13 protein-coding genes, 3 tRNA genes, 1 other RNA gene and 1 pseudogene are annotated in these 23,062 nt (G+C 66.7%); 10 read left to right on the forward strand and 8 right to left on the reverse strand.

What is annotated here, in order from left to right:
* Positions 1 to 15 precede the first annotated feature (15 nt).
* Both FOB72_RS03725 and FOB72_RS03730 read left to right on the forward strand, forming a co-directional pair.
* Positions 16 to 1,677 (forward strand): ABC transporter ATP-binding protein, encoded by a 1,662-nt coding sequence (locus FOB72_RS03725; RefSeq protein ID WP_150373733.1) that lies wholly within the window; start codon positions 16 to 18, stop codon positions 1,675 to 1,677.
* A gap of 414 nt (positions 1,678 to 2,091) precedes the next feature.
* Positions 2,092 to 2,778 (forward strand): C40 family peptidase, encoded by a 687-nt coding sequence (locus FOB72_RS03730; RefSeq protein WP_150371293.1) that lies wholly within the window; start codon positions 2,092 to 2,094, stop codon positions 2,776 to 2,778.
* 190 nt (positions 2,779 to 2,968) lie between these two features.
* Here FOB72_RS03730 and FOB72_RS03735 read toward each other — a convergent pair whose 3' ends face one another.
* Positions 2,969 to 3,931, reverse strand: coding sequence for a patatin-like phospholipase family protein (locus FOB72_RS03735; RefSeq protein ID WP_150371294.1), 963 nt, complete (start codon positions 3,929 to 3,931; stop codon positions 2,969 to 2,971).
* A gap of 183 nt (positions 3,932 to 4,114) precedes the next feature.
* Between FOB72_RS03735 and gltX the strand changes: the two genes are divergently transcribed.
* The 4 genes from gltX to FOB72_RS03755 all read left to right on the forward strand — a co-directional run bounded on the left by gltX (position 4,115) and on the right by FOB72_RS03755 (position 6,211).
* Positions 4,115 to 5,515 carry a glutamate--tRNA ligase gene (gene gltX, locus FOB72_RS03740; protein WP_150371295.1) on the forward strand — a complete coding sequence of 467 codons (1,401 nt, stop codon included), beginning with the start codon at positions 4,115 to 4,117 and terminating at the stop codon, positions 5,513 to 5,515.
* Positions 5,516 to 5,794: 279 nt separating this feature from the next.
* Positions 5,795 to 5,870 (forward strand) — tRNA-Ala (locus tag FOB72_RS03745).
* A 121-nt stretch (positions 5,871 to 5,991) separates the two neighbouring features.
* Positions 5,992 to 6,067 (forward strand) — tRNA-Glu (locus tag FOB72_RS03750).
* A 67-nt stretch (positions 6,068 to 6,134) separates the two neighbouring features.
* Positions 6,135 to 6,211, forward strand: a tRNA-Asp gene (locus FOB72_RS03755).
* 144 nt (positions 6,212 to 6,355) lie between these two features.
* Here FOB72_RS03755 and FOB72_RS03760 read toward each other — a convergent pair.
* From FOB72_RS03760 to trxA, 6 genes are all read right to left on the reverse strand, one after another.
* A complete protein-coding gene (locus tag FOB72_RS03760; protein ID WP_150371296.1) occupies positions 6,356 to 7,708 on the reverse strand; it encodes an MATE family efflux transporter in 1,353 nt (450 codons plus the stop codon).
* Between the two features lies 1 nt (position 7,709).
* Positions 7,710 to 9,491: an ArnT family glycosyltransferase gene (locus FOB72_RS03765; protein WP_150371297.1), complete on the reverse strand. Its 1,782-nt coding sequence runs from the start codon at positions 9,489 to 9,491 to the stop codon at positions 7,710 to 7,712.
* 66 nt (positions 9,492 to 9,557) lie between these two features.
* On the reverse strand, positions 9,558 to 9,818 hold the full coding sequence (locus FOB72_RS03770) for a type B 50S ribosomal protein L31 (RefSeq protein WP_109580696.1): 261 nt from the start codon (positions 9,816 to 9,818) through the stop codon (positions 9,558 to 9,560).
* Between the two features lie 139 nt (positions 9,819 to 9,957).
* On the reverse strand, positions 9,958 to 10,812 hold the full coding sequence (locus FOB72_RS03775; protein ID WP_150371298.1) for a M90 family metallopeptidase: 855 nt from the start codon (positions 10,810 to 10,812) through the stop codon (positions 9,958 to 9,960).
* A gap of 74 nt (positions 10,813 to 10,886) precedes the next feature.
* Positions 10,887 to 12,149: a transcription termination factor Rho gene (gene rho, locus FOB72_RS03780; protein ID WP_137926051.1), complete on the reverse strand. Its 1,263-nt coding sequence runs from the start codon at positions 12,147 to 12,149 to the stop codon at positions 10,887 to 10,889.
* Between the two features lie 262 nt (positions 12,150 to 12,411).
* Positions 12,412 to 12,738: a thioredoxin TrxA gene (gene trxA, locus FOB72_RS03785; RefSeq protein ID WP_109580699.1), complete on the reverse strand. Its 327-nt coding sequence runs from the start codon at positions 12,736 to 12,738 to the stop codon at positions 12,412 to 12,414.
* A gap of 395 nt (positions 12,739 to 13,133) precedes the next feature.
* Here trxA and FOB72_RS03790 point away from each other — a divergent pair, with 395 nt between their 5' ends.
* From FOB72_RS03790 to FOB72_RS03800, 3 genes are all read left to right on the forward strand, one after another.
* A complete protein-coding gene (locus tag FOB72_RS03790; RefSeq protein ID WP_150371299.1) occupies positions 13,134 to 13,406 on the forward strand; it encodes a hypothetical protein in 273 nt (90 codons plus the stop codon).
* A 233-nt stretch (positions 13,407 to 13,639) separates the two neighbouring features.
* The gene (locus tag FOB72_RS03795; RefSeq protein ID WP_150371300.1) at positions 13,640 to 16,651 is read left to right on the forward strand and encodes a PD-(D/E)XK nuclease family protein; all 3,012 of its coding nucleotides are present in this window, start codon (positions 13,640 to 13,642) and stop codon (positions 16,649 to 16,651) included.
* The gene (locus FOB72_RS03800; RefSeq protein ID WP_150371301.1) at positions 16,648 to 20,244 is read left to right on the forward strand and encodes a UvrD-helicase domain-containing protein; all 3,597 of its coding nucleotides are present in this window, start codon (positions 16,648 to 16,650) and stop codon (positions 20,242 to 20,244) included. The genes FOB72_RS03795 and FOB72_RS03800 overlap by 4 nt, the downstream gene beginning before the upstream one ends.
* Before the next feature lie 74 nt (positions 20,245 to 20,318).
* Here FOB72_RS03800 and ffs read toward each other — a convergent pair.
* Positions 20,319 to 20,417: signal recognition particle sRNA small type (gene ffs / locus FOB72_RS03805), an RNA gene on the reverse strand.
* A 63-nt stretch (positions 20,418 to 20,480) separates the two neighbouring features.
* Between ffs and FOB72_RS03810 the strand changes: the two are divergent.
* A pseudogene (locus tag FOB72_RS03810) lies at positions 20,481 to 23,056 on the forward strand (adenosylcobalamin-dependent ribonucleoside-diphosphate reductase).
* Positions 23,057 to 23,062: the final 6 nt, after the last annotated feature.

Below are 23,062 nucleotides of genomic sequence, written 5' to 3' on the forward strand. Positions count from 1 at the left end.
CTTGCCGCATCGCGCATGCCATCATCCAACACGCCACCCGGCGATGCGTTCGAACCCGTGGCCGCGCCGGCCCCCGGCACCACGCTGATGTGCGTGGAGAACCTGTCCGTGACCTTCGGTCACGGGGAGGGCGCCACGCGCGCCGTGCGCGACGTGAGCTTCGACCTGCGCGCGGGCGAGCGCTATGCGCTCGTCGGCGAGTCGGGCTCGGGCAAGACCGTCACCGCGCTGGCCATGCTGCGCCTGGTCGAGGACGCCCACTACGAGGGCGCCATCCGCTTCGAGGGGCGCGACCTGCTCGACGTATCGGACCGCGAGATGCGCGGCATTCGCGGCTCCGAGATCGCGATGATCTTCCAGGAGCCGATGACCGCGCTGAACCCGCTCTATACGATCGGCAACCAGATCGTGGAGACGCTGGCGCTGCACGAGGGGCTGGACCGCCGTGCCGCGCGCGACCGCGCCATCGCGCTGCTCGAACGCACGGGCATCAGCGACGCGGCCAACCGCTTCAACAGCTTTCCGCACCAGCTTTCGGGCGGCCAGCGCCAGCGGGCGATGATCGCCATGGCGCTCGCGTGCCGGCCCAAGCTGCTGCTGGCCGACGAGCCCACCACGGCGCTCGACGTGACCATCCGCGCGCAGATCCTCGACCTGCTGCGCGACCTCCAGGCCGAGTACGGCATGGCGGTCATGCTCATCACGCACGACCTGAACCTCGTGCGCGCGTTCGCGCAGCGCGTGGGCGTGATGGAGAAGGGCGTGCTCGTCGAGACCGGCGAGACCGCGCAGGTGTTCTCCAACCCGCAGCATCCCTATACGCGCAAGCTCATCGACAGCCGGCCCCGGCGCGAGGTGCTGCCGCTGGTGCCGCTGGCGCCCGTGCTGCTCAACGTGCGCGACCTGTCGGTCAACTACGCGCGCAAGAAGGCCGGCATCGCGGGCTGGTTCGGCAAGGAACAGTTCCCGGCGGTCAAGGGTGTCGGGTTCGAGCTGCGCGAGGGCGAGACCATCGGCATCGTCGGCGAGTCCGGCTCCGGCAAGACCACGCTCGCGCACACGGTGCTGGCGCTGCAGAACAAGAGCGGCGGCACCATCGACTTCCTGGGTAGCGACCTGCATAGCTGCACGCGCAAGAAGCGCAGCTCGCTGCGGTCGCGCATGCAGGTGGTGTTCCAGGATCCGTTCGGCTCGCTGGCGCCGCGCATGACCATCGAGCAGATCGTCGGCGAGGGGCTTGCGCTGCATCAGCCGGGCCTGTCGCGCGAAGCCATGCGCGAGCGCGTGATCGAGGCGCTGCGCGAAGTCGGGCTCGACCGCACGGCGCTCGGCCGCTATCCGCACGAGTTCTCGGGCGGCCAGCGCCAGCGTATCGCCATTGCGCGCGTGCTGATCCTCAAGCCGCAGGTACTCGTGCTCGACGAGCCCACGTCGGCGCTCGACGTCTCCATCCAGCAGCAGGTCCTGGCGCTGCTGTCCCAGCTGCAGCACAAGTACAACCTCAGTTATCTGTTCATCAGTCATGACCTGGCCGTCATCCGCGCGATGGCGCACCGGGTCCTGGTCATGAAGAACGGGGAGGTCGTCGAGGCAGGGGAAACGGAAGCGGTACTCGGCGCGCCGCAGCATCCATATACGCGCAAGCTGATGGCCGCTGCCGCGCTTGGGGCTACCTGAGTGATGTGCGTCGCAGCATCCCGAAAAACGCGTGCCTTAGCACGCGTTTTTTATGCGGTATGCGAGAAAGAAGATGCGTTTTTCACGCTAGCTCGTTGATTCGCATAGTGAATCGACGAAATTTGTAACGATCTTTGACAGATCAACGGGTAAGCCTTTAAGATCCCGCGATACCTATTTTCGGGGGTGGTTCGTCCGTTGCATACGTGACCAATAACGAGTTGCGACGCACGGCGATGGTGCAAACGGTAACCAGTTGGTAACAACTTGGGGATCGGAAAGTGACCAGACCGTACTTGTGGGGGGCAAAAGCCATCTGGCCTGCTTCTTGCGTACGAACCGCCCTGATGTTTTCAGCCTGTCCGGCGATGTCCGACATCCCGGTCAGACATGTCCGACTCATCAGGAGAACCAATGCAGCGAACGGTACTTCATTCCCTGGCAAAGGTCGCCATTGGAATTGCCTTTGCCTGCGGTGCGACGGTGTCGAACGGTGTGCTGGCGGATACGGTGTTCAAGGATCCCGACTCCCGCGTCGAAAGCCGTGCTGAACTGAGCACGGATTCGCATGTGGAAGGCAAGCGCGGCTTGCTGTCCTCGGTGATGAACTCCACCAGCTCGGTGGCCAGCAAGGCTGGCGACCTCGTCATGAATGCGCTGGGCCTGATCGGCGTGCGTTACCGCTTCGGCGGTAACAGCCCCGAATCCGGCCTCGACTGCAGCGGCTTCGTCCGCTACGTGTTCAACGACACCTTCGGCTTCATGCTCCCGCGCCGCTCCGTGGAAATGAGCCAGGTTGGCACGACGGTTGCCGTCAACGACCTGCGCCCCGGCGATCTGGTGTTTTTCAACACCATGCGCCACACGTTCTCGCACGTCGGTATCTATATCGGCGACAACAAGTTCGTGCACGCACCGTCCACCGGCAGCAAGATCCGTGTCGACGATATGCGCGCGAGCTACTGGGTCACGCGCTACAACGGCGCCCGCCGCATCGACGAGTCGGCGCAGGGCGGGGCAGGCGACAGCATGGGCAATATGGTCGAGACGCTCAAGCGCTTCGATCCGGCTGCTCAGGGCCGCTCGCTGTATGGCGGCTGATGGAAATCGGCCTGCCCAAAAAAAGGACTGCCTTGGCAGTCCTTTTTTTTTGCCTCCTCTTGCCCTCTCTTGCTCTCTCTGCCCTTCTGCAGGATGACAAGAGCTGTCACCCCACTAACGAGGGGTGACACCCGCTGTCACTGATCTGACAACCGATGTCATTTCCAGAAACGCACGCCCATCGCGCCGGTCACTGCGCCACCACGGTGCCGACCGGCGCGCTGACCGGCCGCTGACGCAACTGCGCCAGCTTGTCCCGCAGCGCGGGCAATACCGCCGCCGTCGCCACCTCGCCCGCGAGAATCGCGCGATTGCGCGACGTAAAGTCGCTGCCCGCCATATCGGGCAGATCGGGCCGGATCACCACGTCTGCGCGCGCCAGCGCCACGCGATTGATCGATTGCCCCATGATGGCCGTCGTCTGCAGCAGCACGCCGCTCTGGCCACCGTTCTTCTGCGAGGCCGGGTCCGCCGAGATGTTCACGGCGATCACGAAGTCCGCGCCCATCTCGCGCGCGGCGTCCACGGGCACCGGCTCGACGAGGCCGCCATCGACATAGTCGTGGCCGGCGATCGATACGGGCTGGAACACGCCCGGCACGCTGCTGGACGCGCGTACCGCCTGCCCGGTATTGCCGCGGCGGAAGAGAATGCGCTCGCCCGACTGGAGGTCGGTGGCCACGATGCCGAGCGGCAGCTTCATCGACTCGATGGGCTTCTGCTTCACGAGCCGGTTCACATAGTTCTGCAGCGCCTCACCCTTGAGCCATCCGCCGAAACGCGTGCCGAAGGGCAGGGCCCAGTCCGCGATCGTGGCCTCGTCCATGGTCAGTGCCACCTTGTTCAGCGCAAAGCCGTCCATGCCCGACGCATACAGCGCGGCGACCACGGACCCCGCGCTCGTGCCCGTGACGATATCGGGATGGATGCCCTGGGCCTCGAGCGCCTTGATCACGCCGATATGGGCAAAGCCGCGCGCGGCGCCACCGCCCAGCGCCAGGCCGATGCGGATCGGGCGCGGCGGCGTGGCGACGGCCGGGGGGACGTTGACCGGTGTGGCGGCCACCGGCGGCGTGGCCGGCTTCGGGCCAAAACTGCAGGCACCCAGCAGCAGCGCGGCAGGCGCGGCACCGAGAAAAAGGCGTCGTTTCATAGGGGAGGGATCGTTCAGCGGAAAGTGATGCACGTGGCATCCGGCACCCGCTCGCTGGCGAGCGGCCGCCGATTGAGACTCCACGCAGCATAAATGATTCCGCGAGTGCGTTGCTATAATCACTCATTCAACGCATCCAGCCTGCGCGCATCCGTGCGCGGGCTTTTTTGTTTTCCCCAGCCCATGACACAACGCGTCCGCACCCGCTTCGCACCGAGCCCCACCGGCTTTATTCACCTCGGCAACATCCGCTCGGCCCTCTACCCGTGGGCCTATGCCCGCCGCATGCAGGGCGACTTCATCCTCCGTATCGAGGACACCGACGTCGAGCGGTCGTCGCAGGAAGCCGTGGACGTGATCCTGGAAAGCATGGCCTGGCTCGACCTCGATATCGACGAAGGTCCGTTCTACCAGATGCAGCGCATGGACCGGTATCGCGAGGTCGTGAAGCAGATGCTCGACGGCGGTCTGGCGTACCACTGCTACATGAGCACGGAAGAGCTCGACGCGCTGCGCGAAGCGCAGCGCGCCGCGGGCGAAAAGCCGCGCTACAACGGCTTCTGGCGTCCGGAACCGGGCAAGGTCCTGCCCGAGCCGCCGGCCGGCGTTACGCCGGTGGTGCGATTCAAGAACCCGATCGGCGGCAGCGTGGTCTGGGAGGATGGCGTCAAGGGGCAGATCGAGATCTCGAACGACGAGCTCGACGACCTCGTCATCGCGCGTCCGGACGGCACGCCGACGTACAACTTCTGCGTCGTGGTCGATGACCTCGACATGCGGATCACGCACGTGATTCGCGGCGACGATCACGTCAACAACACGCCGCGCCAGATCAACATCATCCGCGCGCTCGGCGGCACGCCGCCCGTGTATGCCCACCTGCCGACCGTGCTGAACGAGCAGGGCGAGAAAATGAGCAAGCGCCATGGCGCGATGGCGGTCACGGGCTACCGCGATGAAGGCTATCTGCCCGAGGCGGTGCTGAACTACCTCGCGCGTCTGGGCTGGGCGCACGGCGATGCGGAAATCTTCTCGCGCGAGCAGTTCGTCGAGTGGTTCGACCTCGAACACCTCGGCAAGTCGCCGGCGCAGTACAACCCCGAGAAGCTGGCCTGGCTCAACAACCACTACATCAAGGTGGGCGACAACGCGCGCCTGGCCACGCTCACGCAGCCGTTCATTGAAGCGCTCGGGGGCACCGTGGAAGGCGCGCCGCTGCCCGAGGTCATCGCGCTGGTCAAGGATCGCGCCAACACGCTGAAGGAAGTCGCGCAGACCGCGCTGCTGTTCTATCGCGGCGAACCGCAGCCCGATGCGGCGCTGAAGGCCGAGCACCTGACCGACGAGATCCGCCCGGCGCTGGCCGCGCTGGCCACGCAGCTGGCCGCGCTGCCCGAGTGGAAGCGCGAAGCCATCGGCGCGACCTTCAAGGCCGTGCTGGCCGAGTTCGGCCTGAAGATGCCCAAGCTTGCCATGCCGGTGCGCCTGCTGGTGGCGGGGCAACTGCAGACGCCGTCGATCGACGCGGTGCTGGAATTGTTCGGCCGCGACACCGTGCTGAGCCGGATGCAGAAGGGCCTCTGAGATGGAAAAAAAGTTTCGGCGGGGGCTTGCGCTCCGGCCGGGACTTCAGCATAATCTCGTTCTCCCTGCAGCGCGGTTGAAAAACAAAGCGAGCTGACCGAGTTTCCCGATTATCGGGTCGTTATGCGGTAGTAATGCGAACGACGAGATAGCAGAAACAAAGTTAAAAAAGGGGTTGCAAAAAAACAAGGTTGCTTTATAATCTTGTCTTCGCTAGAAACAACGACGAGTTAATCGAAGTTGAAGTCAGCGAGAGTTGAAAGTAGGTTGCAGTATCATGGGGCTATAGCTCAGCTGGGAGAGCGCTTGCATGGCATGCAAGAGGTCAGCGGTTCGATCCCGCTTAGCTCCACCAAGATACAGTGAAGTGTTGGTAGTAAAAAGCAGTAAAAAAACACTTCACAAACGCTGCAAAGTTAGTTAGAATAACGGACTTCGCAGCGTACAGACAGAACGACGTTGTCAAACAAGTTTCTGTCCCCTTCGTCTAGAGGCCTAGGACATCACCCTTTCACGGTGAGTACAGGGGTTCGAATCCCCTAGGGGACGCCAAATAGCAGAACGTAACCAAACGTTCAGCAAGGCGTCTCAGGCAAAAGCCTGAGACGCCGCCGACTAAGGAGTGGTAGTTCAGTCGGTTAGAATACCGGCCTGTCACGCCGGGGGTCGCGGGTTCGAGTCCCGTCCACTCCGCCAAAACTAAGCCCGCTTGGATAATACCAAGCGGGTTTTTTCTTTTGTCTTTCCCATTTTCGACTCGCCTGTAGATAATCGCCGGAACGCCGTCACCAGCGTCCCACGATAATCGCGCCGAGCGCTCCGCCAGCGAGATTCACATAATCAGCGTTCGACGCGGCTTACCAGCATGAAATATCGCACGAGCAGCGCGCCGGCAATGCCCAGGCTGATGCTGTTGGCGAGCCAGAACCCGGCGGCACCGTGCGTAAATGCCGGCGCGCCGGGAATCAGCCCGAACCCCAGCAGATATCCGCCGCCGAGCCCGACGCCCCACAGCGACGTCGCGTAGATCAGCGTCGGGATCAGCGCGATCTTGTAGGCGCGCAGGATGAATGCGCTCATGACCTGCACGGCATCGAACGCCTGGTAGCACGCGATAAAGGCCATCAGCGGCAACGCCTTGGCGATCACGGCCGGATCGGTCGTATAGAGGTGGAGCAGGGGCTCGCGCGCGAACCACAGGATCGTGCCCATGACCATGGCCAGTGCCGCGGCCAGCCGGATGCCGCGCCACGAGATACGCCGCGCGGCGGCGCGATCGTGCGCGCCGATCGATTGCGCCGCCAGGGTCGATGTGGCAATGCCCAGCGACAGCGGGAGCATATAGGCCACCGCGCCGAGGTTCGCGATGATCTGATGCCCGGCCAGCGTGACCAGGCCCATGCGCGTGATGAACACCGCCATCAGCGTGAACGAGGTGATCTCGATCAGATAGGTCAGCCCCATCGGTACGCCAAGCCGCAGCAGGCCGCGAATGCGGTCCCACTGCGGGCCCTCGCACGTGCTGAAAATACCGAGCGGCCTGTAGCGGCGGTCGAAGCGGAGAATGAGCAGGCCGACCACGAACCAGCAATAGCTGATGAGGCTCGAGGCGAGCGCGCAGCCGGGGCCACCCATCGCGGGTACGCCGAGGCCGCCGTGGATAAACCACGCATTGAGCGGCACCTTGAGGGCGAGACCGAGCAGTTGCAGCGCCGTGACCATGATCGGCCGCGACAGCGCGTTGTTCAGTGCCTGATAGAGCCGGAATGCGAGCGCGGCGGGAAGCCCGAACGCGACGATATGCAGATAGTGCGAGGCTTTCTCCACCAGTTCGGGCGACGCCTGCGCAAAGCGCAGCAGCGGTGCCGGAAAGGCGAGCAGCAGGATGCCCGGAATCGCGAGCGCGAGCCCCAGCCACGCGGCCTGCCGCACCTCGACGCCGATCTCGGCCAGGCGGTTGGCGCCGTAGAGCTGCGCGGCGATCGGCGCCAGCGCCTGCAGCACGCCCATCAGGCTGATATAGATCGTGACGTAGATGGAACTGGCGAGCCCCACCGCGGCGAGGTCGGCCGCCGAAACGCGGCCGGCCATCACGGTATCGATGACGCCGAACGAAACGAGTGCCAGTTGCCCGACGAGCACCGGCGCCGCAAGGTGCGCGATGCGGCGGACGTCCTGCAATGCGCTTGTCATGTCAGGGTTGTCGGGGCAGTCGGCGCGGACGCGTGGGCGCTACGACGGGCGGGGCCTCGACGAGCCGGTACATGCGGAACCGTTCGTCGCGGTCGGCGGGGCGGCGACCTTCCCAGATCAGGCGCCATTCGAAGTGCGAGAGATTGCTGGGCGCGCCGTAATCCACGGCATCGTGGCGCAGCAGGATGTCGCAGCCGTCGGCCGGGCCGCCGAAGCGGATATGGCCAAAGTATGCGAACGACGCCAGCTGCGCATTGCCCATGCGGATCGGCTGCACGCACTGGTACGTCGGCGGCAGCGCGAGGGCGGCGGCCTGCGCGACATCGCGATAGGTCTTGCCGTAGTTGATGGACGGCAGCCACAGCGTCATGGCGATGACCCACATCAGCGTGGTGCCGGCGGCCGAGATCACGACCGGGCGCCAGATCTGCTTGGGCGCGCGCGACAGGCGCCAGCGCACGACGACCACCCAGCATGCGGTGACGACGAGCGCGCAGATCACGGCGCTGATCGTGAACGAATGCTGGAAGCCCGGTAACTGGCGGAATACGTTGTTGGCGATCTTCGGCGGCCAGCCTGTGGTCTTGGCGATCCACAGGAACCACACGGTCCCGCCGAAAATGGTGAACAGCAGCAGCGCGAACCAGTCGATCGCGTTGATCGCACCGCGCGTGAGCGTGGGCAGCGCGAACGCGGCGAGCACGGCCATCGGCGGCAGCAGCAGGATGAACTGCACGTCGCCGGTCTGGCGCTGCGCGATCAGCAGCAGGAACAGCAACAGCAGCAGCGAGAGGGGCAGCGCGATATGGGCGGCCCGGCGCATGCCGCGCCAGGAGAACCATGCCCACGCGGCGATCGGCCACACCGGCCACGAAAACAGGAAGAAGTTGCGCGCGATAAAGCCGAGGCTTTGTCCCGACGGGCCGCCATAGTTGCGGCGGTCGTAGCGCGTCCATTCGCGGATGAACGACACGGCCTCGTCGCGATCGGCCGCGCCGAAATAGGTCGCGGCAAACCATGCGGCCACGATCGCGAGCGCGAGGGGCAGGCCGATCGTCAGCAGCTTGCGCAGCGGTACCGGCTGGCACACGGCCCCCCCGACCAGCGCGGCGACGAACAGCGCGATCGGCAGGATCGGGCCGCTGGACAGGCACAGCGCGCCCAGCGCGAAGCCCACCCAGAGGCTGCCCTGTATCGGCTTGTCCAGGCTGCGGACCATCCCATACAGCATCATCGCGATAAAGCTGACCTGGCCGACCTGCGGCGTGGTCTCGTGGCCGCGCATGGCCAGGCCCACGCAGGCCAGCAGGATCAGCAGCGCGCCATCGGCGAGCGCGCGGCCGTAGTCGCGCGCGTCGGGCTGGCCGCCGAACGCGTAGGCGAACGGCTGCACCTCGTCGCGGCGGCCCAGCAGATAGGTCGCGTACCAGACGAATGCGCAGGTCGCGAAATAGAACAGCAGTGTCGACAACCGCGACGCGTCGGGCGCGCCGAGCAGACCGCCGAACAGCTTGATCATGAGCCCGCCGACCCAGAATACGAGCGGGCCGTCCTCGCCGAACGGACGGCCGGCGATATTCGGCATCAGCCAGTCCTGCGTGCCGCCCGTGGCCATCTGCCACATCACGCCGAAGCCGGCGGCATCCTCGTTCTTCCAGGGGTCACGGCCGAACAGGCCGACCAGGCCATAGACCACGCAGATCGCGAGCAGCAGCACGCGCGGCAGTGCGCCGGTGTTGGCGGCGGTCAGTTGGACGGGGGAGGAGGACTTCGCTGGAGGCATCGACGGGGAGTACAAAAACAAAGAGGCAGCCGATGCTGCCTCTCTGGAGCTTGCTGGTCGCAGCGATTACTTCTTGACGCTGGCGAGCTTGCTGCCGAACTTCTGGCGGAACTTCTCCACGCGGCCGGCCGTGTCCATGATCTTCTGGGTGCCGGTGTAGAACGGGTGCGATTCCGACGAGACTTCGATCTTCGCCAGCGGGTATTCCTTGCCTTCGTGCGTGATCGTTTCCTTGGTCTGGATCGTCGAGCGCGTCACGAACTTGAAGTCGTTCGACACATCGTGGAACAGGACTTCGCGGTAATTGGGGTGAATGCCTTCTTTCATGGTGTTTCCTTTCTGGTTGGGTAGCCAGTCCGCTGCGCGTTGGTGCCGGATGTTGGTGCGGGTAATGCGGGCGCGCGGACCACTTGCCGATAACGGGCAAACCGGGATTATGACAGAAAAACAAGACCTTGGGCAATGCTCATGGCATCGCCGCGCCGGGATCCTGCCGGTAGAACGTCGCCAGCGCCGCGTAGACTTTCGGCCAGTGCTGACGCAGGCCGTAGGGCTCCACGAAAAATGACTCCGACGCCACGGCAAAGAACTCGGAAGGGGCTTCCGCGCCATAGGGATCGATAACGCGCATGCGCGGCGGCAGGCGCTCGGGGTGGTCCCACGACCGCTCCGGCACCGCATCGCAGGCATCGGCGAACGTGTCGTACTCGGCCAGGAAATCTTCCGCCCATTGCCCGGCGTCGACGTCCGGATGCAGCACGCGCGAGAACGGCGGCACGCCGTCGGCCTCGCCATCGAGCATGTCCAGCTTGTGGGCGAACTCGTGGATCACCACGTTGTAGGTGTCCGGCGGCGAGCCGTCCCCGGCCAGCCCCGCGCCGGGCGTGCTGACATCGGGCCACGACAGGATGACCGGGCCATGCTCCCACGCTTCGCCGCTGGCTTCTTCCTCGACGCCGTGCACGAGGCCGTATTCGTCCTCGACGGTCTTGCGGATCAGAAATTCGCCCGGGTAGAGCACGATGCCGTGCCAGCCGCGGTACCACGCCATACCGAGCCGCAGGACCGGCACACAGGCCTGCACGGCGACGCTGACCACCATCTCGTCGGTCAGCGGCAGGTCGTGCGCGGTGGAGTATTCCTTGTCCGCGATAAACAGCGTGGCCAGCTCGCGCAGGGCGGCGCGATCCGCGTCGCCATAGCGCGCGACGAAGGGCAGGGCCGCGATCGTGCTGGCCCAGAGGTCATCGGGGATTGCGTATTGCTCGAGCTTGCGCGCGCGGGAACGGCTGCGCAGGAATTGCGAGAGCTTGCCGAACATGGCCTCGTTTCATGGCAGAAATTGGCAACAAAAACGCGGCGACAAAAAACGCCCCGAAGGGCGTTCCGTCATGATCAGCCGCCGCGGCGCATCATGTCGAAGAACTCGGCGTTGTTCTTCGTCGGCTTCATCTTGTCGAGGATGAACTCCATGGCCTGCACTTCGTCCATGTCCGAGATGAACTTGCGCAGGATCCAGATCTTCTGGAGGATTTCCGGCTTGATCAGCAGTTCTTCGCGGCGCGTGCCCGACTTGTTCAGGTTGATCGCGGGGTAGACGCGCTTCTCGGCCAGGCGGCGCTCGAGGTGCACTTCCATATTGCCCGTGCCCTTGAACTCTTCGTAGATCACGTCGTCCATGCGGCTGCCGGTTTCGATCAGCGCGGTGGCGATGATGGTCAGCGAACCGCCTTCCTCGAGGTTACGCGCGGCGCCGAAGAAACGCTTCGGGCGTTGCAGCGCGTTGGCGTCCACACCACCGGTCAGCACCTTGCCCGAGGCCGGCACCACCGTGTTGTAGGCGCGGGCGAGACGCGTGATCGAGTCCAGCAGGATCACCACATCGCGCTTCAGTTCGACCAGGCGCTTGGCCTTCTCGATGACCATTTCGGCCACCTGCACGTGGCGGATCGCGGGTTCGTCGAACGTCGACGCCACCACTTCGCCGCGCACGGAGCGCATCATTTCGGTCACTTCTTCCGGGCGTTCGTCGATCAGCAGCACGAACAGATCCGCTTCCGGATGGTTGTTCGCGATCGCATGCGCGATGTGCTGCAGCATCACGGTCTTGCCGGACTTCGGCGAGGCCACCAGCAGTGCGCGCTGGCCGCGGCCGATCGGGGCGATCATGTCCACGATACGGCCGGTGATGTTTTCTTCGGCGCGGATATCGCGTTCGAGCTGGAGCGGCCGGTTCGGATGCAGCGGCGTCAGGTTCTCGAACATGATGCGGTTCTTCACCGCTTCGGGCGGCTGCCCGTTGACCTTGTCAACCTTGACGAGCGCGAAGTAGCGCTCGCCGTCCTTCGGCGTACGGACCTCGCCCTCGATCGAATCGCCGGTATGGAGATTGAACCGGCGGATCTGCGAGGGACTGATATAGATGTCGTCAGTGCTGGCGAGGTAGGAAGTCTCCGGCGAGCGCAGGAAACCGAAGCCATCGGGCAGAACTTCCAGGGTGCCGTCGCCGTAGATGGTTTCGCCCATCTTGGCGCGCTTCTTCAGGATCGCAAACATCAGTTCCTGTTTGCGCATCCGCTGTGCGTTGTCGATCTCGAGCGTTGCCGCCATTTCGAGAAGCGCAGACACGTGAAGCGATTTGAGTTCTGTCAGGTGCATAGACGAGGGGTACAGAAGGGAGTAGGGGAAGCCACTTGGGTGCCCGTTGGTGTGCACCGATCGGGGGTGCCCGGAAAGGACAGCGGGACGAAACCTAAGCGGAAAGGGGGGAAATATGAGCGAACGCTCGGGGAAATTGTTGGAGGCATCTTAGCACAATCCAGCCGGCGCGCCAGAGTTGGCGCACGCACGCGGGATCATGCTTTGGGATGATGCCCCCCGCATGGAGGGGCATCCCACGGCCGAACGACCGGAAAACCGATTACAGGTTACCGTCGAGGAATGCCGTCAGCTGCGACTTCGACAGCGCGCCGACCTTCTGGGCGGCAACCGAACCGTTCTTGAACAGGATCAGGGTCGGAATACCGCGAATGCCGAACTTGGCGGGCACTTGCTGGTTTTCGTCCACGTTGATCTTGGCGATCTGCACCTTGTCGCCGTAGTCGCGCGCGACTTCGTCGAGGATCGGGGCGATCATCTTGCACGGACCGCACCATTCGGCCCAGAAGTCGAGCAGCACGGGCTTGTCGGACTTGAGAACGTCGGCATCGAACGACGCGTCGCTTACATACTTGATTTGTTCGCTCATGGCGGAAAACCTCAGGTTTCGCTCAAATTACGTTGAAGGGCGATTGTTGAAGGCGGGGGATCTGGCGATTTGGCCTGCTCGATACCATACACGAGATTCCGCGGGCTCGCCGGACGGCACAAAGCCACCAGAAGCCTTGCTCGAAACCGATATGTTACCAGCTTGTCAAATTTCAAGACCCCCGCCTGAACCCGCACCGGGTAAGGCACTCACGGTTCAGATTGTGCCAAGATTCGACGCCGGCCGTGAAACATTGTTTTAATCGGATCGAGAGTTTTGGCCAATCGCCATGCGCATTCCAGGCGCGTTGCCTGCCGCAGGGATTTCCCTGAATATGGGGCGGCTTGCATGCTCTAGAATGCACTTATAGTGTTCACTTACCGAGGCTAGCCGACATGACTCCCGACTCCCCCGAATCCCGCGAGCGAGCAGTGGAAGACAGGCCCGACGCCGCGCACCTTGGCGATGCGCTGGCGCATCTGAATACTGCCGTCGAATCCAACAGCATCGCCACGGGCGCTGCCCGAGGCCTGGTCTACAGCGTGATGGAAACGCTCGGCACGCTGATCGGCGACCCGGATCTGCCCGAGCATGCGCGCTCGGGCTACGAAGGCCTGCTGGAAACGGCGCGCGAGATCCGCGCGCGGCTCGAAGGCACGGATCGTTGAGCGTTGCGCAAGCCGGGCCGACGGCCCGGTGCGCCCCCGCCTGCCCGCAACCCTGCCCGCCGCCTTACCTCCCCCACTTGCCTCTCGTTTGCCCCTTACGTGCCGCTTACGTGCCCCTTGCCCGCGCCGACACCCGGCCCCATCATCCACTGCTGTAAACTTTTGCGCCCGACGCCAACCGGCCCGCTGTCCCGCACGACGCATCGCGCGGGACAGCGGGCCTGCTGTTTGACATGACCCGGCTTCTGTTTCCTCCCGGCCCCGCCTTCCTCGAGCAGGCCGCCGTCTCCGCCTGGCACTTCCTCGACCACTGCGGCCCGCTCGCGGCGGCGGCGCATGTGGTCGTGCCCACGGCCGCGCAGATTCCCGGAGTGCGGGCCGCGCTCGACGCCGCCGCGCGCGCGGGCGGCGCGCCGCGGCTGCTGCCGCGCGTGGTGACGCTCGGCCACTGGCTGCAGGACCTGCCGCCCGATCTCGAGACCGAGCCGCTGCCCGTGCGCAGCCATGCGGCGCGGCTGCTGTCGGTGCAGCAGGCGATTCGCTCGCAGGAATGGCTGCGGGCCTCGTTCGGGGCACAGACCGAGGCGGCCGCGTGGGGACTCGCGCAGACGCTGCTGTCGATCAGCGACGAGCTCAGCGCGCGGTGGCTCGAGGATGCGGCCGTGCGGGACGACGACGAGATTCCCGGTGACGATCGGGCCGAGCTGCTGCAGGGGGCGCTGGAGCGCACCTATGCGCATCTGTCGACGCGCTTTCTCGGGCAGGAGGCCCAGATCGTGCTGGCGTTCTGGCAGCAGTTGTCGGGGCCCGACGATCCGTTGCCCGCGCGGCGGCGGGCGTTGCAGCGGCTGGCGGCGACGATCGACGGGCCGGTGATCTGGATCGCGCCGACACCGCCGGTGCCCGTCGAGGCCGTGTTTCTGGCCCGTGCGGCCGAGCAGGTGCCGACGCTGGAGATTGGCTACGACTGGTCGGGCGGGGCGGACGATGCCGTGCCCGATTGGTATGGCACGCTGCTCGCGCTATGGCCCGAGGCGCGTCGCGCGCCGGACGTGGAGGAAGGCGAGGAGGATGGCTACGCCGATGCCGGTCCCGACTTCCGCGATGGCGACGAACGCGGCCCCGTCACGGGCATGGACATGGGCACGGGCACCCGCGCGGCCGCACGCCACGCGACGCTGCCCGACATCCTGCCGGCGCAGCGTCCGTCGGTACGCGTGATCGGCAGCGCGCGCTTCGAGGACGAGGCGATTGCCGCGGCCGACCAGCTCGTCGCATGGCTCAACGAAGGCCGCCGGCACGTCGCGCTGGTCGCGCACGACCGGATCGTCGCGCGGCGCGTGCGCGCGCTGCTCGCGCGGGCCGGCGCGCCCGTGCGCGACGAGACCGGTTGGAAGCTGTCGACCACGCGCGCGGCGGCAGCCCTGATGCGATGGTTCGACGTGCTCGCGCGCGATGGCGACACCGGCGCGTTGCTGGACCTGCTCAAGAGCCCATTCTGTTTGCCCGACGCCCCGCATCGCGGCGCGGCGATCGCGCTGATCGAACGACAGATCCGCCGCGAGACGATCACGGGCGGATGGCAGCGGCTGCGGCACCTGCTGCCTGCGCGAGAGGACGAACGCGAGGCGGCCGGCGACGGCGCTTCCGCTGCCGATGCTGACGCCGCCGATGCCGACGCCGCGCGGGCCGAGCGCGAGGCGCGGGCCGCGGCGCGGGCGATCATTGCGCAGCTGGCCGACGAAGCCGCCCAATGGCCGCGCGGCCATGCGCAGCAGCCGCTGTCGGTCTGGCTCGCGCGCCTCGACGCCATGCTCGACGCGCTCGCGATGCGCGAAGCGCTCGCCGCCGACGATGCCGGCCGGCAGATGCTCGACGCCCTCGCGCGTCTCGCCGAGTTGCCCGGCGACGAAACCGGCGCGCATGCCACGCTCGCCCAGCACGAGTTCCGCGCGATGCTGTCGGCCATCCTCGAATCGGTCGCCTACAAGGAACCCTCCGAACCCAGCACGTCGCGCATCACGATCCTGCCGCTCAACGGCGCCCGCATGCGACGCTTCGACGGCGTGGTCGTCGTCGGCTGCGACGACGCGCAGTTGCCGTCGAGCGCGGCCGAGCTCATGTTCTTCTCCAACCAGATGCGCCGCGAACTCGACCTCGAGGACCGCGAGGCGCGCTTCGCGCAGCAGGCGCGAGACCTGGCCGAAGTGCTGCTCAACAACGACGACGTCGTGCTGACATGGCAGAAGGTCGGCGCCCGCGGCGAACCGCATCACGTGTCCGGCTGGATCGAGCGCTTGTCGGCATGCTGCCGCCGCGCCGGCGCCCCCATCGAGGCAAGCGCCGCCCCGCGCGCGTTCGAAGCCGAAGCGCGCCCCGCGCGCATGCCCGCGCCATCGGCCCCGGAACGCGTGCCCGCGCGCTGGAGCGCGGCGGCCTACAACATGCTGCGACGCTGCCCCTATCAGTTCTTCGCGGGCCGCATGCTCGGTCTTGCGGGGCTCGAGGACATGAGCGACGACCTCGAGAAGCGCGATATCGGCACGCTGCTGCACCGCGTCCTCCATCGCTACCACCAGGAAATGCGCGATCGCGACGAACGCGACAACGAACGCCGCCTGGCACGGCTGCGCGAGATCTCGGAGCACGAGTTCGGCGCGCTGATCCGTGACGACGGCAACGCGCTCGGCTACTACTGGCGCTGGCGCGAGGTCCTGCCGTCGTACGTGCAGTGGCAGGCCGCGAGAGAAGCCGAAGGCTGGCACTGGCAGGGCGGCGAAATCGACGTCAGCGTCGATATCGCGATGGAGGACGGCGTGCCGCTGCGGCTCACGGGCCGTATCGACCGCATCGACGCGGGCGCCGACGGCAGCCGCGCGGTGCTCGACTACAAGACGCAGAGCGCGTTGCGCCTGCGCAAGAAGGCCGGCGATGTCGAGGAGGATTGCCAGCTGCCGTTCTATGGCCTGCTGCGCGCCGATGCGCACGCGGGCAGCTGGGTGGCGCTCGAGGGCGTGAAGGAAGGCGGCAGGGAGCCCGCGGGGCAGCAGCGCGAAGTCGATCTGCCGGACTTCGACGCCGCGGTGGATCATCTCGCGCGGCAGCTGCGGCAGGACGTCATCCGCCTGCGCCGCGGCGCGAAGCTCGCCGCGTTCGGCGACGCCTCGGCCTGTACCTATTGCGAAGCGCGCGGCCTGTGCCGGAAGGGCTTCTGGGAATCCACCGCGCTGCCAGATCTGACATGAGTGCAAACGCCTATCTGCGCGACGGCCTGCCCGTCGCCGAATCCGAATTCACGCGCGCCGCGTGCGATCCGTCGCGCTCCGTCGTGGTGGAGGCCTGCGCGGGCAGCGGCAAGACGTGGCTGCTCGTGGCGCGCCTCGTGCGGCTGCTGCTGGCGGGCGCGCAGCCGCACGAAATTCTCGCCATCACGTTCACGCGCAAGGCCGCCGAGGAAATGCGCGAGCGTCTGCTCGAAGTGCTGTCGGAACTCGCGAGCGCCGGCGACGACGCGGTCATCGAGGCGCTTACCATGCGCGGCCTGACGCCCGACGCGGCGCGCGACGCATTGCCGCGCGCGCGGCAGCTGCACGCGCAGGTGCTGGCGTCGCCGGGACGCATGGCCATCGACACGTTCCACGGCTGGTTCGGCACGCTGCTGCGCGGCGCGCCGCTCTCGTCGGGCATCGTGCCGGGCGCGATGTTGCGCGAAGACGCCCTGCGCATGAAGCGCGAAGCCTGGGCGCCGTTCTGGCGCGCGCTGGCCTCGCCGCAATACGAAGACCTGCGCGCGGCCTACGCCGAGCTCGTCGATGCGATCGGCGAATTCCAGACGCGCGCGCTGCTCGACCGCATGTTCCATGCGCGCAGCGAGTGGTGGGCCCTGCGCGAAGACGGTGGCGATCCGGCGGCGAAGCTCGCGGCGGATCTCGGCGACGATGCCGTGACCGACGTGCTGGTCGAGGCGTTGTGCGACGAGGACTGGCTCGACGATTGCCAGCAACTGGCGTCGCTGCTCGGCACCGGCGGCAAGACCGAGCAGGGCCATGCCAGCGCCCTCGGCGCCGGCCTGGAAGCCATTCGCGCGTGGCAGGCCGCGGGCCGGCTGCCCGGCGCGAGCGCCGCCGACGCGTTTGGCCATCTGCGCGCGGCGTTCTTCACGCAGGCCGGCAAGCCGCGCTCGCTGCGCCGCACGGCCGCGCTCGTCAAGGCCGCGGGTGGCGAGGGCGCGGTGGAAGATCTGCTCGCGCGGCATGCGGACCACTGCGCGCGGCTCGACAGGATTGCGGCGCGCCGTTGCGAGGCCGCGGTGCTCGCGGTGAACCTCGCGCTCTACAAGCTCGGCGATGCGCTGCTCGATCGCTATCAGCAATACAAGAGCGAAGCGCGCGCGATGGACTTCGCCGACCTCGAATGGCTGGCCGCGCGGCTGATGTCCGACGAGGAAACGGCCACCTATCTGCAGGTGCGGCTCGACGCGCGTTACCGACATCTGCTGCTCGACGAGTTTCAGGACACGAACCCGCTGCAGTGGCGCATTCTGCAGGGCTGGCTGGCCGGATATCAGGGGCTGGCGGAGCGGCCCACGGTGTTTCTGGTGGGCGATCCCAAGCAGTCGATCTATCGCTTCCGGCGCGCGGATGCGCGGTTGTTCGGCACCGCGAGCGCGATGCTCGAGGCGGAGTTCGGCGCGACGGTACTGCGCACGAATCGGACGCGCCGGAACCGGCCGGAGGTGCTCGACTGGGTCAATGCGGTCTTCGATGCGGGCCGCGCCGAAGGGCGCTATCCGCTCTACGAGACGCAGACCACGGCGCTGGACACACCGGGCGGGCCCGTGTGGCAGTTGCCGCTGGTGGAAGCCGAGGAGGTCGCGGGGAACGCGGGGAACGCGGAGGACGCGGGCGAGGTGTCCGATGCCACTGGGCATCGCGACACGCTGCGCGAGCCCCGCACCGCGCTCGGCGACTCGCTGCGCTTCGAGGAAGGCCGCCGCGTGGCCGCGTGGCTCCATCACATCCGCGACAACATCCCCGTGCAGGACGGCAAGACCCAGCGCCGCGCGTGCTGGCGCGACATGCAGTTGCTGGTCCGCCGCAAGTCGCATCTGGCCGACTATGAACGCGCGTTCCGCGAAGCCGGCATCCCCTGCCTGAGCCCGCGCCGCGGCGGCCTGCTCGCCACGCTGGAAGCGCTCGATATCTCGGCGCTGCTCGCGTTCCTGATGACGCCCGAGTCGGACCTCGATCTCGCGCATGTGCTCAAGAGCCCGATCGTCGGCGCGTCCGACGACGACCTGCTGTTGCTGGCCGGCGCAGAGGCCACGCGCGGCTGGTGGGCGCGCATCGAGGCGACGGGCCTGCCGCCCGAGGTCTCCGACGCGGTGCGCGGGGGCGTGGCACGCCTGCGCGCATGGCTCGCGCTCGCGCCGCACAAGCCTGTGCACGATCTGATCGACCGCATCTATCACGAAGGCGAGATCCGCCGGCGTTATGCGGAGTCCGCGCCGGCCGCGATTCGCGAGCAGGTGCTGGCCAACCTCGACGCGTTTCTCAAGCTGTCGCTCGACCTCGACGGCGGCCGCTATCCGAGTCTGCCGAAATTTATCGACGAGCTGCAGGAGATTCGCCGCGGGGACGAAGACGAGAGCCCCGACGAGGGCGGCATGGGGGAATCGGTGGACGAAGGCGAAGCCGAGCCCGAGACCGATGGCGACAGCCAGCTGGATGCCGTGCATATCCTGACCGTGCATGCGGCCAAGGGTCTCGAGGCGCCGTTCGTGGTGCTGCTCGACGCCAACCATAGCGACCCCGCGCCCGATCGCGCCGGCATTCTCGTCGATTGGCCGCCATCGGCGCGCGTGCCGACGCATTTCTCCGCTTACGGCAAGCAGGCCGAGCGTGGCCTTGCGCGCCAGCCCATGTTCGATGCGGAGGCCGCGCTGGCCGAGCGCGAGAACTGGAACCTGCTGTATGTGGCGATGACGCGCGCGCGGCAGGGGCTGATCGTCAGCGGCGTGAAGGGCCGCGCGAGCAAGGAGAAAGAGCAGAACGCGAGCGAGATCGCGGGCAGCTGGTATGTGCGATTGGCGGCGGCGGGCGTCGGCGAGGCCGTTGACGCGTACCCCGACGCCGCGACGCATGCCGAGGCCGACATGCGCGCGGTGACGGGCGCGCCTGGCGAACGCATCCGCTACACGGACTTCCGCGAACGCTTCCGCGATGCGGTGACGCCCATTTCGGCGGAAGAGGCGGCAATGGCCGGCCTGGGTGACGAGGATGGTGAGGAAGAGGGCATCGTGTTCGACGCGGCCGCCGCACGCCACGGCGAACTCGTGCACGCGCTGCTCGAACGCATCACGCGCTATCCGCAGGCCTTCGGCAGCGTGCCCGACGCGGACACGGTCCTGCGCTGGTTCCCGGCAACGGGTGCGGGCGCACCGGGCGCGCGCGAACAGTGGCACGAACAGATCGTGCTGGCCGTCTCGGAAGCCGCCGCGATGCTGAAGGCGCCGGCGCTACGGCCGCTGCTGTTCCCTGACGCGGCGGTGTCCGCGCGCAACGAGGTCGAACTCTACGACGCGCGCGGCCGCCTGCTGCGTATCGACCGCCTGGTCGAATTCGAAGATCGCGTGGTGATCGTGGACTACAAGCTGCGACTGCTGCCGCAGGAGCATGCGGCATACGGCGCGCAGCTCGCGCGTTATGTGGCGGCGATTACGCCGATGTTTCCGGGCAAGCGCATCGAAGCGGGTGTGGCGACGGCGGAAGGGGAATGGATCGACGCGTCCGCGCTGCGGCCCATGACGGCGCAAGGCGAGCAGGGGTCGTTGTTCTGAAGCGTGTAAGCTTGGAGGCAGATCTTAGATAAAAGCAGATCTGGAAAGCGGAAGCTGTTGAAAATACTGGGAAGGGGGACGAGCCTGACCCTCGGCACTGGCGGAAAACGGTTGTGGCTGCTTCGTTCCCGACCTGACCAGGTTGACCGCGCCACCATGCGAGGAGGCCCGTCCGACCGGCATTGTATCTCAAGCCGCGAATCGAGGTTGTGTTTTCTCCGGAACAGGATCGACACATGAACGCCAACGACCAGATTCTCCATGGCGGGCTGGCCCCGCAGGACATCTCCACCGAGGTGTTGCTGGAAAAGTATGCGAAGGGCGAAGAGACGACCATCGCCGATGTGCGTGACCGTGTCGCGCGCGCGCTGGCCGAGGCGGAAGCGCCGGGGCAACGCGAGGCATGGGCCGCGCGATTCCGGTGGGCGCTCGACAGCGGTTTCGTTCCGGCGGGCCGTATCAACTCGGCCGCGGGCACCGGTATTCAGGCGACGCTGATCAACTGCTTCGTGCAGCCCGTGGGCGATGCCGTATCGGAGCCCCACGCGGGCAAGCCGAGTATCTACACGGCGGTGGCGCAGGCCGCGGAGACGATGCGCCGCGGCGGCGGGGTCGGCTACGACTTCTCGGCGATCCGGCCTTCGGGTGCGTTCGTGCGCGCCACGCATTCGCGCGCCTCGGGGCCGGTGTCGTTCATGAAGGTGTTCGATGCCTCGTGCGCGACCGTGGAGTCCGCCGGCGCGCGGCGCGGCGCGCAGATGGGCGTCCTGCGCTGCGACCATCCCGATATCGAGCAGTTTATCCATGCGAAGGATCGCGGTGACCTGACGAACTTCAATCTCTCGATCGGCGTCACCGATGCCTTTATGCAGGCGGTGGAGGCGGGCGAGGACGTGGAACTCGTGCACGACGCCGAGCCCGCGAGGGAACTGATCGACGCGGGCGCCTACCGCCGCGACGACGGCAAGTGGGTCTACCGGCGCGTGCCGGCGCGGCAACTGTGGGACCAGGTCATGCACGCGACCTACGATCACGCGGAGCCCGGCATCCTGTTCCTGTCGCATATCAACGCCGACAACAACCTGTATTACTGCGAGACGATCGAGGCGACCAATCCGTGCGCGGAGCAGCCGCTGCCGTCGTATGGCTGCTGCTGCCTCGGTTCGATCGACCTGACGCAGTTCGTGCGCGAGCCGTTCACGCCGCGCAGCGGGTTCGACTTCGCCGCGTTTGCCGAAGTGGTGCGCGTGTCCACGCGCATGCTCGACAACGTGCTCGACATCACGTACTGGCCGCTGGCCGAGCAGGAAGCGGAGGCGCGCGCCAAGCGCCGCATCGGGCTCGGTTTCCTGGGGCTCGGCAGCGCGCTCGTGATGCTCGGCCTCCGTTACGACTCGGAGGCCGCGCGCGACGTGGCGGCGCGTATCGCGGAGACGCTGCGCGATCAGGCCTATCTGGCTTCGACGGAGCTGGCGGCGGAGAAGGGCGCGTTTCCGCTGTTCGATGCGCAGAAATATCTGGCCGGCGGGTTCGTGAGCCGGTTGTCCGCGCCCGTCCGCGAGGCCATCGACACATACGGCATGCGTAACTCGCATCTGCTGTCGATCGCGCCGACGGGCACGATCACGCTCGCGTTCGCCGACAACGCGTCGAACGGTATCGAGCCCGCGTTCTCGTGGACGTACAACCGGCGCAAGCGCCGGCCCGACGATACCTACGAGGTGTTCGAGGTGGCCGATCACGCGTGGCGGCTGTACCGGCACCTCGGGCACGACATGGACAAGCTGCCGGAGAGCTTCGTCACGGCGTTGCAGATGTCCGCGCTCGACCATATGCGCATGCTCGAGGCCGTGCAGCCGTTTATCGATACGAGCATCAGCAAGACCGTGAACGTGCCGGAGGACTACCCGTACGAGGCATTCCGCAATCTGTATCTGGAGGCGTGGCGCGCGGGGCTCAAGGGGTTGGCGACGTACCGGCCCAACAGCGTGCTGGGTGCAGTGCTGTCGGTGGCTGCCCCATCCGCGACGTCCACACCGGCGACGTCCACACCGGCGGCCGTGTCCGCCGCGCCGGCCGACGACGATCCGCTGCTGCGCCATTTCAACAGCCGGCCGCTCGGCGACCTCGAGGGCGTGACGTCCAAGGTCGAGTACATGACCTATGAAGGGCACAAGACCGTTTACCTCACGGTCAACTTCCTGCGGGTGTCGGGTGTCGTGGGCGGCGAGGTGGTGACCATCGAGCGGCCGATCGAGTTTTTCATGCCTGCGGGGCAGCGGACCGAAGGGCAGCAGTGGATCACCTCGACCATGCGGCTGCTGTCGATGGTCGCGCGGTCGGGCGGGCCGGTGGGCAAGGCGCTGGCCGATATGCGCAATGTCGTCTGGGACAAGGGCACCGTGCGGTATGGCACGCTGACGCGGCCCGACGGCAGCGAGATTCCGCGATTCCACGACTCGGAAGTCGCCGCGATCGGCTATGCGCTGCAGCGGATCCTGATCAAGCGCGGGTTCCTCGACCAGGAGGGCGGCGCGATGTCGGCGCCGCAGCTTGCCGCGCGGCTGGCGGAGCGCGAGGGCGGGGGGCAAGGCGGGGCGCAGACCGGTGCGCCGGGGCTGGCCACGAACGCCGGCGGCACGGCTGGCGCGGCGGGCCGGGGGGTGGGACGCCGGGCGGCGCGGTATTGCCGGCGGGCGCGCCGGGCGTGGGTTCCGGCAAGCCGTGCCCGGAGTGCGGCGCCCATGCGCTGCACCGGATCGACGGCTGTGCCAAATGCGCGAACTGCGGCTATGTGGGCGAGTGTGGGTAGGCGTTG

The organism is Cupriavidus pauculus, from assembly GCF_008693385.1.
GTDB lineage: Bacteria > Pseudomonadota > Gammaproteobacteria > Burkholderiales > Burkholderiaceae > Cupriavidus > Cupriavidus pauculus_D.